Origin of the sequence: Algoriphagus marincola DSM 16067, assembly GCF_000429405.1 — a bacterium.
In the GTDB taxonomy this organism is placed as follows: Bacteria; Bacteroidota; Bacteroidia; order Cytophagales; family Cyclobacteriaceae; genus Algoriphagus; species Algoriphagus marincola.
This window is the reverse complement of the sequence record NZ_AUBU01000013.1, coordinates 19,746-38,185: the sequence shown is the minus strand read 5'-3', so window position 1 is coordinate 38,185 and position 18,440 is coordinate 19,746. Positions and strand designations below refer to the sequence as shown.

The 18,440-nt window shown below is 43.6% G+C and carries 12 protein-coding genes; 8 read left to right on the top strand and 4 right to left on the bottom strand.

The window, feature by feature from the left end; translation table 11 throughout:
- The first annotated feature begins 1 nt into the window (after position 1).
- The 6 genes from G457_RS0112030 to G457_RS21415 are packed head-to-tail and all read left to right on the top strand — an operon-like array spanning position 2 to position 14,374.
- A complete protein-coding gene (locus tag G457_RS0112030) occupies positions 2-4,201 on the top strand; it encodes a hypothetical protein (protein ID WP_026946708.1) in 4,200 nt (1,399 codons plus the stop codon).
- 10 nt (positions 4,202-4,211) lie between these two features.
- Entirely contained in the window at positions 4,212-7,562 is a 3,351-nt protein-coding gene (locus tag G457_RS0112025; RefSeq protein ID WP_026946707.1) for a carboxypeptidase-like regulatory domain-containing protein, read from the top strand.
- Entirely contained in the window at positions 7,562-9,091 is a 1,530-nt protein-coding gene (locus G457_RS22255; RefSeq protein ID WP_026946706.1) for a contractile injection system tape measure protein, read from the top strand. Before G457_RS0112025 ends, G457_RS22255 begins: the two co-directional genes overlap by 1 nt.
- Positions 9,085-10,434 (top strand): ATP-binding protein, encoded by a 1,350-nt coding sequence (locus G457_RS0112015; RefSeq protein WP_026946705.1) that lies wholly within the window; start codon positions 9,085-9,087, stop codon positions 10,432-10,434. The genes G457_RS22255 and G457_RS0112015 overlap by 7 nt, the downstream gene beginning before the upstream one ends.
- Positions 10,435-10,445: 11 nt before the next feature.
- Positions 10,446-10,613, top strand: coding sequence for a hypothetical protein (locus G457_RS22805; protein ID WP_155847145.1), 168 nt, complete (start codon positions 10,446-10,448; stop codon positions 10,611-10,613).
- 2 nt (positions 10,614-10,615) lie between these two features.
- A complete protein-coding gene (locus G457_RS21415; protein WP_051260814.1) occupies positions 10,616-14,374 on the top strand; it encodes an eCIS core domain-containing protein in 3,759 nt (1,252 codons plus the stop codon).
- A gap of 37 nt (positions 14,375-14,411) precedes the next feature.
- Here the strand turns inward: G457_RS21415 and G457_RS0112000 are convergent, their stop codons facing one another.
- The 3 genes from G457_RS0112000 to G457_RS0111990 form a co-directional block, all read right to left on the bottom strand.
- On the bottom strand, positions 14,412-14,873 hold the full coding sequence (locus G457_RS0112000) for an RES family NAD+ phosphorylase (RefSeq protein ID WP_026946704.1): 462 nt from the start codon (positions 14,871-14,873) through the stop codon (positions 14,412-14,414).
- A gap of 4 nt (positions 14,874-14,877) precedes the next feature.
- Positions 14,878-15,345, bottom strand: a complete 468-nt coding sequence (locus G457_RS21410) for an antitoxin Xre/MbcA/ParS toxin-binding domain-containing protein (RefSeq protein WP_051260813.1) — start codon at positions 15,343-15,345, stop codon at positions 14,878-14,880.
- A gap of 66 nt (positions 15,346-15,411) precedes the next feature.
- Complete coding sequence (locus G457_RS0111990; protein WP_026946703.1) at positions 15,412-15,888, bottom strand: GNAT family N-acetyltransferase; 477 nt, start codon at positions 15,886-15,888, stop codon at positions 15,412-15,414.
- Between the two features lie 59 nt (positions 15,889-15,947).
- Between G457_RS0111990 and G457_RS0111985 the strand changes: the two genes are divergently transcribed.
- The gene (locus G457_RS0111985; RefSeq protein ID WP_026946702.1) at positions 15,948-16,733 is read left to right on the top strand and encodes a type III pantothenate kinase; all 786 of its coding nucleotides are present in this window, start codon (positions 15,948-15,950) and stop codon (positions 16,731-16,733) included.
- On the opposite strand, the gene G457_RS0111980 is transcribed toward G457_RS0111985, so the two are convergent.
- Complete coding sequence (locus G457_RS0111980; RefSeq protein WP_026946701.1) at positions 16,724-17,389, bottom strand: peptidoglycan DD-metalloendopeptidase family protein; 666 nt, start codon at positions 17,387-17,389, stop codon at positions 16,724-16,726. The genes G457_RS0111985 and G457_RS0111980 overlap by 10 nt on opposite strands.
- 91 nt (positions 17,390-17,480) lie before the next feature.
- Here G457_RS0111980 and G457_RS0111975 point away from each other — a divergent pair, with 91 nt between their 5' ends.
- Complete coding sequence (locus tag G457_RS0111975) at positions 17,481-18,434, top strand: pyridoxal-phosphate dependent enzyme (RefSeq protein WP_026946700.1); 954 nt, start codon at positions 17,481-17,483, stop codon at positions 18,432-18,434.
- Positions 18,435-18,440 lie beyond the last annotated feature (6 nt).

The following is an 18,440-nucleotide window of genomic DNA, read 5'->3' as shown; positions in this document are numbered from 1 at the left end:
TATGCTTACACCTACCACCATATCGAAGGAAAAACCGCAAAACGCAGTGATGGATTATGAGCTTCTGCGGAAGGAGGCCATAGCCTATATCCAGCGACTATCTGGCAAAGTCTGGACAGATTTCAATGCCCATGATCCAGGAATGACCATCTTGGAGGTCCTTTGCTATGCAATTACTGATTTGGGCTATCGAAGTAATCTTCCCATAGCGGATTTGCTTGCTGACCCAAAGGGCAGCATAAAGGGACAATTTTTTAAAGCTTCAGAAATACTCCCTTCGAAAGCCCTGACAATCAATGACTACCGGAAACTACTGATGGATGTAGAAGTAGTAGAAAGAATCGGAGAAGAGCTACATTTTGCCGGAATAAAAAATGCTTGGATTGAACTTCGGGAATCAAATGAAATCCCGGTTTTTCCGGATAGAAAACAAAAAAAGCTGGCCTACAAGCCCTTCCCCACTACGGAGAAGGCTCTTCAAATGGGTATTTTGTATGATGTACTATTGGAGTTTGATGAAAACGAACGGCTCGGAGATCTGAATGAGAATAAAATCTCAATGGAAATCCAACTCGATGAGCACCCTGACCTTGCGGGAATGGTCATCGATATCCAAGTAGAATTCCCACGATGGGATGCTGATATCGATTGGAATGATCCCACGGCCATCAAAAAATCGATTATCGATATTGTCGTCCAATACCAGAATGTCCCTGATAATTTTGAATTAACCTATCGCACTACCTCTTCCAAAAACATAAAAATTGAAGGGAGTGAATTGACCCCATCTGGACCAAAAGCCATAGATGGGCTTACCGCTATCAATACCCAAGTAAACAACTTTGTCTTCAAAAACGAAGATGGGATTTTGAGTTTTTACCTTCTAAAAATCAAGAAGGTGAAAGAGATTCTAGCTGAGGCAAAAAAAACACTGTATGCCAACCGCAACCTTTGTGAGGATTTCGTCAATTTCCATGCCCTTCGTGTAGAGGAAATTCTTATTTGTGCGGATATCGAGCTGCATGCAGAGGCCGATGTGGAAGCTACAGAGGCTGCTATTTTCACCCAAATCTCCAAATTTCTTTCCCCTCAGGTTAATTTTTATCAGTTGGAAGAGATGCTGCATCGCTGTAAATCAGGGAATCTCGAAATCCGGCGATTTGAGCAAAAGCCTGGGAAAATTTGGTTGGAGCTTTCCGAATCAGAATATCCAAAAGAGGGCACTTCGATCAGTATTGTAGGCTCGGGAAATAATAGCGGAAACTACACCGTCATCTCTGTAAGCCCTGACCCAAAGAAGCCAAATCTCGCTCAAATCCATGTCAGCCCTGCCTTCAGCAGTCCGATTTTGCAGGAAGATGACCGGGTTTTTATCGGCAATTGGTCCGATGAACAATGCACCCCAACCGAGAAGATCTTTGAAGGCCCGCTGTTGAAACATGGCTTTATTGTGGAAGAGGAGCTGGAAAAAGCCAGTAGAAAATCCAAAATCCATGTTTCTGATTTGATCCACCTGATCATGAATATCCCAGGGGTCAAAGCAGTAAAGAGTATTCAGATTGCCAATAAACCACAAGACAATGAAAGCAGCTCAATTCCCAGCAAAAGTGTCAAGTGGTGTCTTGAACTAGCCGTTGACAAAAACTATGTCCCGAGACTGAATATTCCTGAAAGCAAATTGATATACTACAAAGAAGAGCTCCCCTTTGTAGCCAATCGGGAGGAGGTAGAAGATCTGCTAGCTGATCAAAGGGATCAAGAAAGACCTCAAAAAATCCGATATCCACAATTGGACTTTGAAGCTCCAAGAGGAACTTACATGGACCCGGGAGACTACTATTCCATCCAAAATGACTTTCCCCAAGTCTATGGTATAGGAGAAAATGGGATGATGCCAGCTGCCCCCGGTAGGCCAAAAAAACATGAAGTCAAGCAGCTCAAGGCCTATTTGATGGTTTTTGAACAATTCCTGGTCAATTACCTCCAGCAACTCACACATATCAAGGATTTGTTTTCGATATCTGCAGATCGGGATACTTTTGGGAATCCAATCATTGACCGAACCTTTTTCACCAAAAGCCTTGAAAACCTAGTCCCAGACTCGAAAGAGATTTGGAGAGATTTGGTTGGCTTGGAAGAATTGGTAAAAAACCTGGCTGAATCAAAAGAAACCTATCTAGCGAGACGAAACGAATTTTTGAACCACCTATTGGGAAGATTTGCTGAGCAGGTGGTAGACTATGCTAGTCTCAGCATAAGGATTGGAAATCCAAATGCCAAGCGCCAGCTGATAGATGATAAGCTTTGGCTTCTCAATCAGTATCCTAGAATTTCTTCAAGAAGAGGACAAGGCTATGATTATTCTTTGCCTGAATCGTTTTTTCACCTTGACAATCAATCGGGTCTGGAGGATCGAGTAGGAGCTCTTTATGGTTTTAAGAAAAAGGACTGGAGCTGGCTACGGTTTAGTCCCTCATTTGAAATTCGGGAGGGTCTAACAGGTTGGACTGTTTGGGTCAAGGATGAATTAAATCAAGACATTTTCACGCTGATAGAAGTATTCGAGTCGGTAGAAAACGCTTCTTTGGCTTTGGAAAAGGCCATCAGCCTAGGAGCGAGTTCGGAAAGCTACAGCATTACCGGCACTGCGGGGAATTTTCTGATTGAGCTTCTTCTGAATGGTGAAATCCTGGGCGAAAGCGTCAAAAAAGATTTTCCTGATGCCGATCCAGGTGGAAATGCAGTGCTTCTTTTAGATAAAGTTCACTCTATTTTTAAGGAAGAATTCCTCCATAATGCCCGTGCAAACCGAAAAAGCCTAAGCCTTCACCTGGAAAACTGGTACCAATATACAATTCAGGTTTATTTAACTCCTGCACCGCCATCTTACGAAATTGAATTCGAATTTTTTGATGCTCCATTTGGGCAAGGAAACCAAATCCTAGGTGGCAAAATCACCCAGGAGGTTCCCGATGCCGTCTCCGAAGAGGAGCTGGAAAATCTCGCCGAAGAACGAATAAAAACTCACATTTGGCAGCTTGTGGCCGCTGCCTCTCGCGCCACAGGATACCAATTGGACCCTGATACCTCAGACCCTTATCATTACTATGTGGTAGATCCTGTTTTTGGTGGGGTTTTAGCCAAATCCTTCGAATTTAACTTCAATGATTCACTTGCCGCTGACTTACAGTCAGGTCTTTTTGGAATACCCTTTTTGCAGCAAGAAGGCTTTCCTGAAATCCAATTAACACTCGAACAAGCAGATGGGAATGGCAGTCAAATCCTGCTGAAATTTGATCAAATTCCCCAAAAAAATGACTGGATTGAATTCCGAAGGGTCTTCCCAATTGTGGGCCTGGATGTAGAGAAGCATGAAATAACCCTGAACGGCGACCATACTTTCCTTTGGAAAGCAGGAGACATCATTCACATAGATTTTATACTGGATGGACAAGAAAGGACTGTTTCATATGAAATATTTGACTCCCGACTTTCCGAATCTGATACAATTCTGATTACCAAAAAAGCCCCTAGACCTGATTTGCTAAATGCTGAGTTAATTCTCCGAAGAAGATTCGAAGTTCGGCAGGTGATCGCAGACAAGGTGCTGATAGCAGGAGGTGAAGAAACAAAAGCCATGGCTTCATTAAAAGAATTCATTTTGAAGGAATTTTTTGATTTGGAAGGGAGCCACATGTTCGAGCACATTCTGTTGAGGCCCAAGCACCAAGGCAAATACACCTATCCGGATGATATGGGTAATCCGACCACTTCAACTATCGAAGATCGATTGATGGATCCGCACTTTCAAGAAGAGTGTGACTGTATCCTAGATGATCCCTACACCTGCATGGGACATTTTATTTTACCATTTTGGGCAGGTCGATTCACCAATAGGGACTTCCGAAAATTCATTGAAAAAAAGATCAAACTGGAAACTCCGGCTCATGTCTTTCTGACAGTATGCTGGATCAGTCCTGTGCGTATGGAGGAGCTTGAGATGGCCTGGAAAGTTTGGCATCTCGAAGCTCAAAAATCCGTATCCCACCCGCTTCATCTTTCCCAAGCCCATGAAAGGCTGATCGAAGCGCTCGAAAAAGTCCGAAATGTCTACCCTGCAGGCACTTTACACGACTGTGATGAAGACGAAAATTTGGACAATTCCATCATTCTCAATTTCTCATCTCTGGGAGAGTTTTAATCCGAATACTATGAGCCAGCTTATTTCCAATTATCCGATTTTTGAAGGAAGCCAAGTCCTCACCAGTACCCAGCTAAATCAGCTTGGGGCTTACCTTGATCAGCAAAACCGCCTCACCCGGTCCAAACTTATCGGGATGGGTATCGTTTGTGGTTTGCAAATAAAACCACTTTCAGGAGGTCTACGAATCAGTAAAGGACTAGGAATTACCTCAGAGGGCTTTTTGATTCAAATCGGAAAAGACTTCGATGGCAAATTTTACCGACCCTACACGCTTCCTGAAGGAGTCAGCTACAAACCTTTTGGTTTTCCCGAGCAAGACATCGATCTTTTCGAAATTCTGAGCGAAGAACCAGAAGAAGACAATACGGTCAAAAAGCTGACAAACCCCTCCAATTTTTTGAATGACAAGTTTGTATTGCTTTTTCTGGAGATTTTCGATCAGGATCTCAAATCCTGTCTTGGCAACTCCTGTGATGACCGGGGACAGAATCGGCTCATCACTTTACGAAGACTTTTGATTTCGAAGTCTGATCTGGAAAAAATCCTCCCTGAACGAACCAGTAATGTATCGGGAGATTTCGCTCAGGCACTTGAATTAAAAGACTTTTTTATCAAGCGCCCACTCTTCTCACCAGAGGGAGCAGAATCCAAAGAATGGAAAGCTTTTATAAAAAACTACCAAAGCCCTATCAATGAGCTCCTGAAGGAAGATTTCTGGGAAAACCTGGCAAAAGGCTTTGAGGTTTTTTCTCCCATTTTGGGAAAGACCTTCGACTTTAGCAATCCCTTTGAAACTAATAGTCTTCGACAAAAAATCAAAGAAATTGGGGAGTTGGTCGCTGCTGATGGAAAAGAGATTTTGGGGGTTCAATACCTGTATGATTTCTTTAAAGAACTGGTAACCGCTTGGACGGAATTTTTGGAAACCGGAAGGAATCTCTGGTACAGTTGCCCTACTGACAGCTCGCTCTTTCCCCTACATCTAATGATCGGACGGGCCAGAGTACAGACTGAAACAGCGGCAGAATTCTATACTTTCCGGCATGGCTTCGTTCAGCCCCCGGTTTACAACGGTCAAAAAGCCGAAATAGAACGGCTCGCCCAACAGTATCGCCGGTTGATACTCATGATTGAGACCTTCGAACTCTCCATCATTCGGGAAGGAGGAAAAGAGCATCCCGTGAAAATCACTCCTTCTAAGGAAAAATATGGAATTCTGGGAGATCGAAGCATTCCCTATTACTACGATATCAAAAGCAAAGGCAAAACAGGTTCATGGTTTTCCTTAGAAAAATCATGGCCTGATCCTGAGCGAAGAAATACCTGGTCGCCACGTCGAGGCGAAGTTCTTTCTTACGATAATCAGCCTGATTCTCCATCAGAAAAAGGCGGTTTCCTGGAAGCACCACTTCATTTTGACTTGGACCCCTATCCATTTTTTAGAGTGGAAGGACACCTAAGCCAAAGTCTGGATGAAGCTAGAAAAAGGGTTCAACAACTAATTCAACGGTTTAACTTACCTATCCATCTCCACACTTTGCATTTTGATGAAGGGGAAGGAAGAAGCCTAGATCGATGCGGATGGCATGATTTGCAGGAAGAATATGCCCATCAGCGCCTGCTGCTAATCGGTACAGCGAGGGATATTCGAGAGGTAATCGATTATGTCAAAAATATTCAGGCTGAGTTTAACTCTGAAAATTTACGGACAGCAAAAGAAAACATCAAGGAAGACACGGGTAAGGTTTTTCTGCAACGGGTAAGTGAATCCCTCCCGGAGTGCTTGGATCAATTGAATTGGGAAAAATTTCAGGAATCCTATAAAGAAATCCTGGATATGGTGTTGGAATTTCTACTCATTAAGCTTCGCCTGATCAACCGGCTCCGAGTTACTCCTCAGACGCCTAACATTGTTCTTCAGATGTACAATGGAATCATCGCAAGAATGTCTCCTTTGATTTATCGTTTATTGGATTTAGTATTCTTTAGCAAGATCCAGCGACTTTACCTTTCCTATCTAAATCGAATCCAGCAAATCAACCAAAGTAATCTGTTTTCTGATTTTCTGAAAAAAAATCCCGGTATAGAGCATCAAGCCGGAGCTTATCGGGGAGGGACTTTTATTTTGCTTTATCACCAGAAGTCCGAAAGAATAATAGGAGACTTTTCATTACCGGGAGAAATCTGCTCCTGCGAAGGTTGCTTTGACGCCTGTGAAAATATGGATTGGGGACTTTTACCTCCATTTGCCCGACCGGACTACGCCGTCACCCTAGCCAATGTGCCCATACTGGTAGAACCAAGTCTAAATGACCGCCTACCTATTGAAAGAACCTATGAAGTGGTTTTGATCTCTGTTTTAAGTGAGCAGGGAGGTGAAGTAAAACAAGATGAAAACAAGACCAAATTCCTCTTTAATCCAAAGAAAGACTTTTCAGGAATTGATAGTTTTGAATACAAACTTGTGGACAAAGCAACGGGGAAATCAGATACCGGAAAGGTGACCATCTTGGTTTATGAAAACGCCAAAACCTGCTATTCCGCTGATATTTTGAAATGCTGGGGAGAGAAAAATGTGCGAGCAACTTTGAATTTCCGAGAAATTAATATCCCTGATTTATATACTCCTGATCAAATAATCCAATTGCTCCTAAGCAGTCTCCAAGAAACCAAAGGCTTTACAACTCTGGAATTGACGCAGGGACCACTTGAAGCAATCCAAGATAAGCGGGCACTCCTTTCCTGTCTTGGAATCAATTCCTCCAGCGAATCAGGCGAAAAATTAAACCGCCTTATTCTAAATTATCAACAGGCGAATTGTGGGGGCTCTGAGAATACCTGCATAAGCCAAGGCATCCAAGGAACTGTCACAGACGCCAATGGAAAAGCCATAAGAGCTGCGAGTATTCAAATAAAAGACACAGATATTCAGACCCTCACTGATCCAAACGGAAACTATAGTTTAAATTTCCCAAATCCGGGACAAACTATTGTCGTGAACAGAATTGGGTTTATTTCCCAGGAACGGTTTATCTGTTCGGAGGAAAGGGCTGATTTCCAACTGGTGCCCTTCCGTCTTGTAGCTCCTTCAGATGGCTATGTAGTTACTTTGGATCACCTGGAGACTAAGGAGGTCGAAAAACTACTTGACAATAGAAAGATCACCTATGAAAAGGACTCTGACAAAGAGAAATTAATAGCCACTTTCTTGAAAGAAAATCCTGAATCCAAACTCAAAGAAGAGGAGCTTAAGGTTTTGAAGAAAGACACCCTGAAGAAAGTTCTGGAAGACAAAAAAATCGAATTTGGAGCCAGTGAAAACAAGAATGAACTGATCAATAAATTCAAGCGCTTCTGATGTCCCGACACGTCATCCATACCCAGAGACTGGAGCTCGACTACAAAAACGAGGAGTATGCCCGGACGGATCAAAATCGCTGGGCAGCTATCTATGAGCAAGAATTGCTTCCAGTCATAGAGGAGGTTTTTGATGACCATGAAAGAAAAGGCATTCATTTACGCATAACGAAGCTTGATTTAAACTTAGGAAGAATCTCTCCTTCACTGGACCTCGATATCTTAAGAGACAGACTTAAAAAAAAGCTTATCGACGAACTCAGTATTTCAGCTGATAAAAAAGCAAAAGGCAATGGGATAGAAAGTCCTGATAATTCAGAAATAAAAACCGATGAAGATTCGGAAAAACAAAATACCTGGGAGCTTTTCATCCATTTACTTCAGTATGGGGTCCGTCCTTGGTGGGCAACTTATTCAGGACAAAATACCCTAAAAAAAACTCTTCAAAAACTATTAGAAAGCGAAGACTCAAAGCTCCTTGCTTTCTTGAATTCCAAGGAGTTTACCATGCAAGAGTGGGAAAGACTGAAAAACAGCCTTGACTTCCAAACGACTTACGAATTGCTCTCCCTGTATTCCCCTCACTTCTCAGGAAATGTGAGAAGAATCCATTCCTTATTCAAAAAACTACTGGTCAATCAATGGCTGAGCCTAGAAAAATTAGAAGAACACCTGATCCATTTCCTTTTATTGGAATTTAGGCCTATTGCTTCAGATACTGATTTGGAACTCAGAAAGTATAGCTCCCGCTTCTTCAAAAATGACTCAGGGAATGAGAGTGATTTTTTTATTCATCTGATGGCATGGCTTCTTGCAAAAAACAACTTATCATTCCAGTCTCAGGAAATAGAACGCGTAGCTGAAGAGCTGCTAAAGAAGGGGTTGACATTAGGTTTGTTTAGGAAAAAGCAGTCTACTTCGGTGAGTAAAAAAGTACTTCTTCAGCGTTTCATTCATGCTTACCAACAGTATTCCAAAAAGCCTAATAACCTCATTTCTGAAAAAATCACAGGACCTTCTGTTGATGATGAAGCGGTTTTTACAGTTTCCAATGCCGGGCTTGTTCTATTAGCTCCATTTTTAAAGCATTTTTTTGCGCAAGTAGGGTACCTTTCTGAAAAGGAATTTAAAAACCACAAGTCTCAGTACCAAGCAGCACTCTTGCTACAGTTTCTCTTGAATCCCTCAACAGAATATGCTGAAGAAGAACTCATTTTAAATAAAATCCTATGTGGTATACCATTGCATGACCCCATCCCGGTAAAGGCCGAATTCTCTGACTTTGAGAAAGTGGAGTGTAGGACTCTGCTTGACTCCGTTGCTCATCATTGGTCAGCATTGAAAAGTACATCTGGAGATTTTATGGCCAAAGGCTTTCTCCCTAGGAAAGGTAGTATAAGACCTGCAGATGGAGGCTTCAAACTTCAAATAGAACGCCTATCGATCGATATTTTGGTAGACCGATTACCTTGGGCGATTTCAATTATCAAGCTGCCCTGGATGGATCAAACCCTAATCACAGAATGGTGAATTTACACAATGATAACGCCCACTGCATTCAATTGGAGCTCGAATGGCTACAGCAAATACTCAAGGCTCGTTCCATCCAAAATGCTAAACCAGGCACAGGACCGAGTGACCTTTTAGAAATCCCCGCCCCGGATTTGGAGGGCATGGATGCGCCTTTTGTCGAGTTGGTCAAAAAATACGACTTAGGTCCTGAACATCGATTCCTCTTGATGATGGCTGCAGTTCCACATATCCGCCCACAACTCTTGGATATGTTTATGAGCCGAAATCAACAGACTCAGCAAATCTATACGGAGTTTGGTGTGAAAAAGGGCAAGCGAGCCAGTGGAATTTTACCCACAGGAGAAACGGTGATGTTTATCCTTGCAGGAGGAGATTTGGCAAAGCGATTTAAGTACCAGTCACTTTTTGAGGAAGAAAGCATCCTTTTCCGTGAGAAAATCCTTTCGATGGGAGAGGTAGACCCTGAAGAGTCATTTCTATCCGGCACACTCTTGATCCAGCCAGAAATCCTAGATGTCATGACCACCGGCAGAAAGCGAAATCCAAGATTTGGAAATGATTTTCCAGCCCACCCGCTTCGCACCAATCTGGACTGGGAGGATCTCATCCTTCCACATGACACGATGCAGCAATTGAGGGAGTTAGAGTCTTGGCTGAGAAACAAAGATTTTCTGATGGAAAACTGGGGAATGAAACGCATTCTCAAGCCCGGTTACAAAGCCCTTTTTTACGGACCTCCTGGAACAGGGAAAACTTTAACAGCAGCACTTTTGGGTAAAAAGATGGACCTGGATGTATATCGAATTGACCTTTCGAGGATGATTTCCAAATACATCGGCGAGACCGAGAAAAATCTCTCAAAAGTCTTCGATAAAGCCGAGCACCAAGGCTGGATTCTTTTCTTTGATGAGGCTGACGCTCTTTTCGGTAAGCGTACCGCTGTCAATGATGCACATGATCGCTATGCCAATCAGGAGGTATCTTATCTTTTGCAGCGCATCGAGGACTATGATGGCTTGGTCATTTTGGCCACCAACCTAAAAGGCAACTTGGATGATGCCTTTATGCGAAGGTTTCAGTCCACGATATTTTTCCCTGTGCCAAATCCTGAAGAGCGCTATCAACTTTGGAAAAACGGATTCCCCATCCAAGCAAAACTAGAAGAGAAAATTGATTTGAAGGAGCTCGCAAACAGCTATGAGCTCAGCGGAGGAGCAATTATCAATGTGGTTCAGCACAGCTTGCTGATGGCCTTGGACCGTCCAGAGCGAAGGGTTCATCGGGAAGATATTCAGGAAGGTATCCGGCGAGAATTTCAGAAAGTAGGTCGCACCATTTAATCCCTAATTCTATGAAGCGAAAAGTAAGGAGAAAACCTGAACCCGAAGAGGAGGTAGAAGAACAAGCTCCCGTTCTTGAAAAAGAAAAGGAAGCTGAAAAAATGAGCCCTGTTGAGCAGGAAAGAATTCAGATGACACCCAAAGAGTCTGAAAGCCCCATGAATCCACTGAATAACTAATCATGGCAGCACAGGCAGAACGAATTCCCAGAGTATCTACTCCGCCGATCGCTCGGCATACGGGAATCGTACAGCCTGCCCTCAAAGTGGGAAAGCCGGGAGACAGATTTGAGCAGGAAGCTGAATCTGTGGCCAACCAGGTCATGATGATGCCGGCTAATTCTCAACCTGCTATGATGAGCCCACTCAGCAATGGGATCCAAATGCAAGTGGAGGAGGAAGAAGAGGAAATCCAAATGATGCCTATTTCCTCCACCATATCAATGGTCAGCAGACAGGAGGAAGAGGAAGAAGTTCAGCTTTCCACAGATGAGGAAGAGCAAGTCCAACTTTTTGGAGAAGGCGGTGGTACTGTCTCAAGTGATGTTTCCGGCCAAATCATCCAAAGCAAAGGCTCTGGTCAAAACCTCCCGAGTCCCATTCAGGCAGAAATGGGACAAAAGATTGGAGCCGATTTTTCTACTGTTAAAATCCACACGGGACCAGATGCAGCTCAAATGAGTTCGCAATTAGGAGCCAAAGCCTTCACACACGGAAATGACATCTATTTCAATGAAGGCAAATTCCAGCCAGGCACCTCAGAGGGGAAACACTTGCTTGCTCACGAGTTGACCCACACCGTGCAGCAAGGGGCAGCAGTAAGACGCTCGCCAGAAATGAATGTTTCTGAAGCCGAACCGCAGGTTCAAAGGCTTCCATGGGCAGTTCGGGAAGGACTATCAAGGTTTGCCAGCTATATTCCAGGATACTCACTGTTAACAGTAATTATTGGCTATGATCCATTGGCTGGAAGAACTGTCGCCCGAAATGCTACCAACTTGCTTGGAGGGTTGCTGGGACTAATTCCAGTTTTTGGAACCTTACTTTTCACCAAACTCTCAGAACTGGGAATTATCGATTCGGCATTTGCCTGGGTGCAAAGCGAAATGGCTGCATTGGATCTCAGCACAAACCGACTCGAAAGAACTCTGGAAAGCGCTTGGGATCAAGTATCCATCCGGAATAGCTGGGATGGGAATATGGCAGTGCTTGACCGGACTTTTGGGCAATTATACCGCGATATCGTATCCTTTGCCGGAAGGGTAAAAGACAAAATATTTGAACTGACCAAGGAAGCCTTGATGGCAGGACTCAAAGCCTTGGCAGAGTCGACGCCGGGATATCCGCTTTTGACAAAGCTACTCGGTAGAGATCCGCTCACTGGGGAGGAGGTTATCAGTACCACGGCCGAAAAGATCGAAGCATTCCTTACCCTGATTGGGAAGGAGCAAGAACTAGAGAGAATGCGAGCCGAAGGAACTATTCAGGAGACTGCAGACTGGATAGATGCAGAATTAGCCGCATTGAATTTCAGCTTTGAAGAGGTTCGCTTACTTTTTGAAACTGCCTGGAATGCCTTCTCCCTTGAAGACCTTCGGGATCCACTCGGTGCTTTTCAGCGAACCGTTGGGATTTTTACACCCTTCCTATCTCGGGTATTCACCTTTGCTGCAAATGTCGCTGTGAAGGTTCTCGAATTCATCAAAAATGCCCTCCTATCTCAGCTATCAGCCTATGCCAGAGAGCAGCAGGGCTTTCACCTGATCACAGTCATTCTAGGCAAAGATCCATTTACCCAAGAGGAAGTCCCCAGGACAACCGAGAATATCATTCGGGGATTTATGGGATTGATGCCGGGAGGAGAGGAGCAGTATCAGCAAATGAAGGAAACGGGGGCAATCGAACAGACAGTTTCTAGAGTTGAAGCTGCCGTAGCCACACTGAATTTCACCTGGGAGTATATCACAGGCTTATTTATGACGCTTTGGAACAGCTTTACTATCCAGGATGTCTTTGCGCCGATCCAGGCTTTTGTGCGCATCATACAAACGCTGGCAAGTCCTATCCAACGACTTTTTGCTTTTGTGGTGACCATCGTGAAGATTCTGGTTGAGGTATTGCTGGTGGTGATGAACTTCCCGATTGAGACAGTACAGCAGATTATCGCCAATGCCATGTCGGCTTTCGAAGATATCAAACGGGACCCGATAGGATTCCTGAAAAATCTACTCCGGGCTGTCAAACAGGGCTTTGTACAGTTTTTTGGAAATATTGTCACCCACTTGCTAGGTGGGCTGAGAGACTGGTTGTTTGGAGAACTAGCCTCAGCAGGCATCACTCCACCGGCCGATTTGAGTTTCCAGTCCATTCTAGGCTTTGTCCTAGAAGTCCTCGGGCTTACGATGGAGAATATCTGGCAACGTCTTGCCTTGAAAATTGGAGAAGAACGGGTAGCTCAAATCCGGGGTGCGATCGATACCTTGACAGGTATCTGGACATTCATCAAAGATGTGTGGGAAAGAGGGCCGGTCGCCATTTGGGAATATATCCAGGAGAAAATCAGTGATCTCTGGTCCATCGTTCTCAGTCAAATCCAAAACTGGATTATGACTCGCATTATCGAGCAAGTCACAGTGAAGCTGCTCGGTATGCTTGATCCGACTGGTATTATGGCTGTCGTGAATAGCTTCATCGCCTTCTATCGTGCGGTACAGTCCTTCATTGAGAAGCTGCGCGAAATGCTTGAGATTGTCAACAGTTTCGTAGCCGGAGTTGCCAATATTGCCCGAGGAAGTATCGCAGATGCCGCAAATTACCTCGAAAATGCACTGGCAAGAGCTATACCTGTTGCCATAGGATTTTTGGCGAATCAGGTTGGTTTGAGAGGACTGGGTACCCGAATTGGGGAGATGATAGCTGGGTTGAGAGAAAAAATCAATGCTGCTATTGACTGGCTAATTGATAAAGCACTTAGCGTGGGTGGGGCAATTTTGCAAGCAGGAAGGAATGCTGTCAATTCGGCAATCGAATTTTTGACGCCTTGGAATCGAGCCGAAAAAAGGTTCCAAGATGAAAACGGTGAAAATCATCGGATTTTCTTTAATAACAATAACAATTCCCCAGAATTGATGGTAGCTAGTACACCTACCACCATATTAGATTTTCTTGATTTTTGGGAAAGGAAACCAAAACTAAGCAATAAAAGAAAACAAAAAATAACCGAGGCAAGAACACTTTATAATCAACAAATCAGTCCTCTGATTCAAGAAATTAAAGCATCTGAAGATAGGGGAGAGCCTGAAAGCACAAGATTACCAAAAATAGAAGCGATCCTTCAACATAATTCTTATTTATCTCTGCTTTTAAAAGAAATCATGGGAAGTAAAGCCAATCTAGAAAATGTTAAAGAAAGGTATGCTTTGGAAGGAACCGTTGGTAGGTACAGTGAGATGGCTGGTGCTGTCGGTGATCAGTTTGAAGCTGATCATCAGCCTCAAAATTCAGCACTTGAATATGCATCTGAGAAAACAGCTTTTGACGGAAAGCATAATCTAAAAAGAAGGGCTGCAAACAGGTCGGCGCTAGGCTGGACAATCAATCTCCATGAGCTTAGACACCGGGCGGGAAGAACTTATGGAAGAGCTCCTTCTTCTACATTCAAAGGAAATGTGGATAGAATCGATAATTCGCCCTCTTTGTCAAACCTTCAGAAACGAGTTCAAATTGTCGCTCACTTGAAAAATGAGCTAAGTCTTGATGTTACGCAAATGGAAGGTATTGCCAGAAAACCGACAAATGATGCCGTATGGAATGATTTGAGGGATCCTAATTTAAATTTGGACTCAAATGAGCAAAAAGATTTTAGAGATGAATTAAGCACTAGAATCCTAAGCGGTCAGCGACAAATCGCCAATCAACCTATGGACAACTTAATTGATTAAATCATCTTGAAACTAACTCAAAAATTCATCTGTCAATCTAGGAACCATTCACCTCAAAGCTCACATCCAATACATCCTTCACGCTGACAATTCTATTAAAATCTGGGTGAATTGGATTGATCAATAGATTAAATTCCTGCTGGTAGTTTGCCAAAGGAATCCGACAAGAGGGTATTTTCAAAACAGGAGACAAAAACTGCTTGCACCAAGTACTGCCAAACTCCTGCGTACTTCTAGGATAGGGACGATTCCGCCAATCTCTAGGTAGCTCAGCTATTTCCAACTCCGGTATTTCTACAGCTATTTCCAACACAATCAATTGCCATGCACTTTGAGTGACTATTGGGCCTTTGATACTTAGAAGTTCAAGGAAATTAAGCGAACTGACACTACAGGCATAGATCATAGGAACACCGAAGTCATTCCATCGCCCGGAACCAATGCCATACCCTAAAGGAGATCTACCCGGTAAGGCTTCAATAAGTCGAAAACAGCGCATCAAACTACTGAAAAGCTCCCCAAGACATCCCCTCTAGTACACTGTCGATCTGATCCACTCCATACGGAGTCTTAAGCAAATCTATGGGTCTGCGATCACCTAGAGAGACATTGGTGGTGCTCAGCCAATCTGAAAAAAGCGGCTCTGAGCCAAAAATCCGAACTCCCTTTGCCACTACTTGATCCATTTCTAGGATATTCTTGGTAATTGCCTTAGTCAACTGTCGATTTTCTTTGCGCCATCGAAATAGCGTACTCGGGTCCACTTCCATCACTTCTGAAATATCCTGCTGCGTAAAGCCCAAAAAGTCAAAAAAATCCTTGGTGTCCTCATACTTGAATGCTGTCTCATAAATAGCTGCAGGCTCACTCACTGAGTCTATCATTCTTTGGAAAAAGTAATGGCCACTTTTCCCTGTAGAAAGAGCCTGCTTACTTCCATCCGGAAAACGAATATTCCATAGCTGATCCATAATTTCTTTTTTCTCAAAGATACGGTTTTTTATTTTATTTGCAATTTGAGATTATTGCAATTGCAATTAATCCAACAACTCCCTAATCTCTTCCGACTGCAAATGCGCATTGAGCCAGCCTGCCTCCAAGTATGCTCCATATTTTTTGTAGAAACTAATTGCGGGTTCGTTCCAGTCTAGCACCTGCCACATCATGCCGGTGCATGCATCTTCAAGAGACTGAGCCATGACTCGGTCAAAGAGTAATTTTCCAGCACCATTGCCACGTTCGGATTCTGTCACCACAATATCTTCCAAATACATGCGCTTTCCTTTCCAAGTGCTGTATCGATAGTAATAGATCGCTATCCCAATGATCTCTGAGGTTTCGTTTTTTTCACAGACAAAAAGTCCGAAAACCGGTTGGGGTCCAAAACCATCTTTCTCCATCATTTCTACTGTATTGGTCACCTGCTCAGGTGCTTTTTCATAGATGGCTAGTTCATTGATCAATTCAAGAACTCGGGGTAAGTCTTCGATTTTTCCTTTTCGGACGGTATACATGGGATATTTGATTTAATTTTCAAGAATGAAAACCTAAATTAGTCAAAAGCTCCAAAAATATGTTCCTAGCCATCGATGCAGGCAATTCCAATGTGGTATTCGCATTATTTGATCCCAAAACCGAAAAGTGGACCAATCAATTTCGTCTAGAAACCAAAACCGAACTCCTAATTTCTCAGCTCACCAAGAAGGTGCCCCTCTATTTTTTGGAGCATTCCATTTCCCCATCTGACATTAGCGAAATAGGTTTTAGTACCGTGGTTCCTGAAGTGCAAGGACCCATTCAGGAATTTTGCGAAAAGTTTTTTGGCAAAGCCGCCTACCAAATCGGCCCAAAAAGCTATAAATCACTTCCCATCAGCACGATTCGTCCCAAAGAAATAGGGACTGACTTGATGTGTAATGTCATGGCTGCTTGGCAAAAGTATCAGCAAGCCTTGATCATCGTGGACTTTGGAACAGCACTCACATTCACTGTCGTCGATGATAATGGGAAGGTATTGGGCGTAAATATTGTTCCTGGTCTTCAAACAGCCATCCGATCCCTATTTACAAGCACCTCCAAACTACCAGAGGTGCCCCTGAAAGTGCCCAAATCAGCAATTGGGAAAGATACAATCCATGCGATTCAGGCAGGCATCCTTTATGGCTACACTGGATTGGTACAGGGAATGCTAGAAACCATCCGAACAGAAAAAGACCTGCCATTCAAGGTCATTGCTACGGGAGGACTTTCTGCTATTTTGACCACCTTGGAAAAGGACTTTGAAGAGATCGATCGCTATCTGACTTTAAATGGGATTCGATGGATTACACGAGCAAACCAGAAATCGAGTCAATCCTGAAATCCCAAAATTAAATTGGGATCAGGACAGTTGGCGGAATAATGGGCAACTTCCCGCTGAGAGCAGACGCCTGGGTAGTCTCCTGATTTACCCTCCATGTCCCACATCAACTGAAAATGTAGATGGGGTGGCCAATCGCCATTTTCTGGAAAAGGACCTACATGTGCAATGATCGCTCCTTTTTTTACGATTTTTCCAACCTCCCAACTCTTCAAATCTGTACGGGTAAGGTGCCCGTACAATGAGTAAAAAACCTTGTCTTGGTTGGAATGCTCCAAAATCAACGTAGGACCATAGTCACCAAAACCGGCATTATCCTGGAAACTGTGGATTCTTCCTTCCAATGGAGAAAAAATAGGAGCTCCTGCCTCACACCAAACATCCACTCCTAAGTGAATATTTCGAAAATCCTCTGCATCCGTAGCAAATACATTGGATCTACGGTAAATGGCTCGATTTTCCAGATACCCCCCTATTCCAAAGCGTTTGCCAGATCGCTCAAGCTGTGAAAAAACAAATTGATCAAAAGCCTCCGTGTTGCTAAGGTCTACCTCTTCCAAAGCCTGATTTTTGGCACTAAAGTCCAGCCTCAGTGTATTTTTCGAGTTTAAAGCCTCTCCCATTACGGGAAAGCAATCCAATACATTCCAATTCATATCCGAAGAAAAGACTTTTCTTTCAGCTAGAAAAATGAAAAAATAACAGTTTGTGAAGTTAGCTTTGGAAGTAGTTTTATAATTTTATTACATGCAAAAGCCGCAATTCCCTTCCCTCAATGATATCCGACATGCTCGCGTTCGGATCAAATCTTTCATACACCGAACGCCCATACTGACTTCCTCAGCGATCAATGAGATGGCAGGGTGTGAGATATATTTTAAATGCGAAAACTTTCAGAAAGTAGGGGCTTTCAAAGCTCGGGGGGCAGCGAATGCGGTCATGAAATTATCAGATGAAGAGAAAGCCAAGGGAGTAGCTACTCACAGCAGTGGAAATCATGCAGCGGCTTTGGCTCGGGCAGCACAGATTGCAGGTATACCGGCATACATTGTCATGCCATCTAGTGCTCCAGAGATCAAAAAGAAGGCTGTCAAAGGCTACGGAGGAGAAATCATCGAATGCGAACCTAACCTTCAGGCGAGGGAGACTACCCTTGAAAAGGTGGTCAAAGAAACCGGAGCCACCTTCATTCCTCCTTATGATTTTATGGATGTCATCGAAGGACAAGCCACCTGTGCCTTGGAGTTTTTGGAGGATGAACCAGACCTGGAAGTAATCCTGGCTCCAGTAGGTGGAGGAGGGCTTCTCGGTGGGACAGCCTTGCTTAGTCATGAGTGGGATGAAGACATTGAAGTATACGGAGCAGAACCTTCAGGAGCAGACGATGCCTATCGATCCTTCAAAGCAGGAAAAATCATTCCTCAAACCAAGCCAAATACCATTGCAGATGGCTTACTTACCTCTTTGGGCGTCTTGAATTTTGAAATCATCCGCCGCTACGTCAAAGACATACTCTTGGCAACAGATAATCAAACCATCGATGCGATGCGGCTTATTTATGAGCGGATGAAAATTGTGATCGAGCCTTCTTGCGCAGTTCCTTTGGCAGCCTTGTTGGCAAATAAAGCGCTTTTTAAAGGCAAAAAAGTCGGGATAATATTATCCGGTGGAAATGTGGACCTAGGGAAGCTTCCATTCTAAACCTTT

Excerpts from the sequence above, each read along its gene's own strand:
- G457_RS0112030 (WP_026946708.1), top strand. The coding sequence starts at position 2 with ATGCTTACACCTACCACCATATCGAAGGAAAAACCGCAAAACGCAGTG.
- G457_RS0112025 (WP_026946707.1), top strand. The coding sequence starts at position 4,212 with ATGAGCCAGCTTATTTCCAATTATCCGATTTTTGAAGGAAGCCAAGTC.
- G457_RS22255 (WP_026946706.1), top strand. The coding sequence starts at position 7,562 with ATGTCCCGACACGTCATCCATACCCAGAGACTGGAGCTCGACTACAAA.
- G457_RS0112015 (WP_026946705.1), top strand. The coding sequence starts at position 9,085 with ATGGTGAATTTACACAATGATAACGCCCACTGCATTCAATTGGAGCTC.
- G457_RS22805 (WP_155847145.1), top strand. The coding sequence starts at position 10,446 with ATGAAGCGAAAAGTAAGGAGAAAACCTGAACCCGAAGAGGAGGTAGAA.
- G457_RS21415 (WP_051260814.1), top strand. The coding sequence starts at position 10,616 with ATGGCAGCACAGGCAGAACGAATTCCCAGAGTATCTACTCCGCCGATC.
- G457_RS0112000 (WP_026946704.1), bottom strand. The coding sequence starts at position 14,873 with ATGCGCTGTTTTCGACTTATTGAAGCCTTACCGGGTAGATCTCCTTTA.
- G457_RS21410 (WP_051260813.1), bottom strand. The coding sequence starts at position 15,345 with ATGGATCAGCTATGGAATATTCGTTTTCCGGATGGAAGTAAGCAGGCT.
- G457_RS0111990 (WP_026946703.1), bottom strand. The coding sequence starts at position 15,888 with ATGTATACCGTCCGAAAAGGAAAAATCGAAGACTTACCCCGAGTTCTT.
- G457_RS0111985 (WP_026946702.1), top strand. The coding sequence starts at position 15,948 with ATGTTCCTAGCCATCGATGCAGGCAATTCCAATGTGGTATTCGCATTA.
- G457_RS0111980 (WP_026946701.1), bottom strand. The coding sequence starts at position 17,389 with ATGAATTGGAATGTATTGGATTGCTTTCCCGTAATGGGAGAGGCTTTA.
- G457_RS0111975 (WP_026946700.1), top strand. The coding sequence starts at position 17,481 with ATGCAAAAGCCGCAATTCCCTTCCCTCAATGATATCCGACATGCTCGC.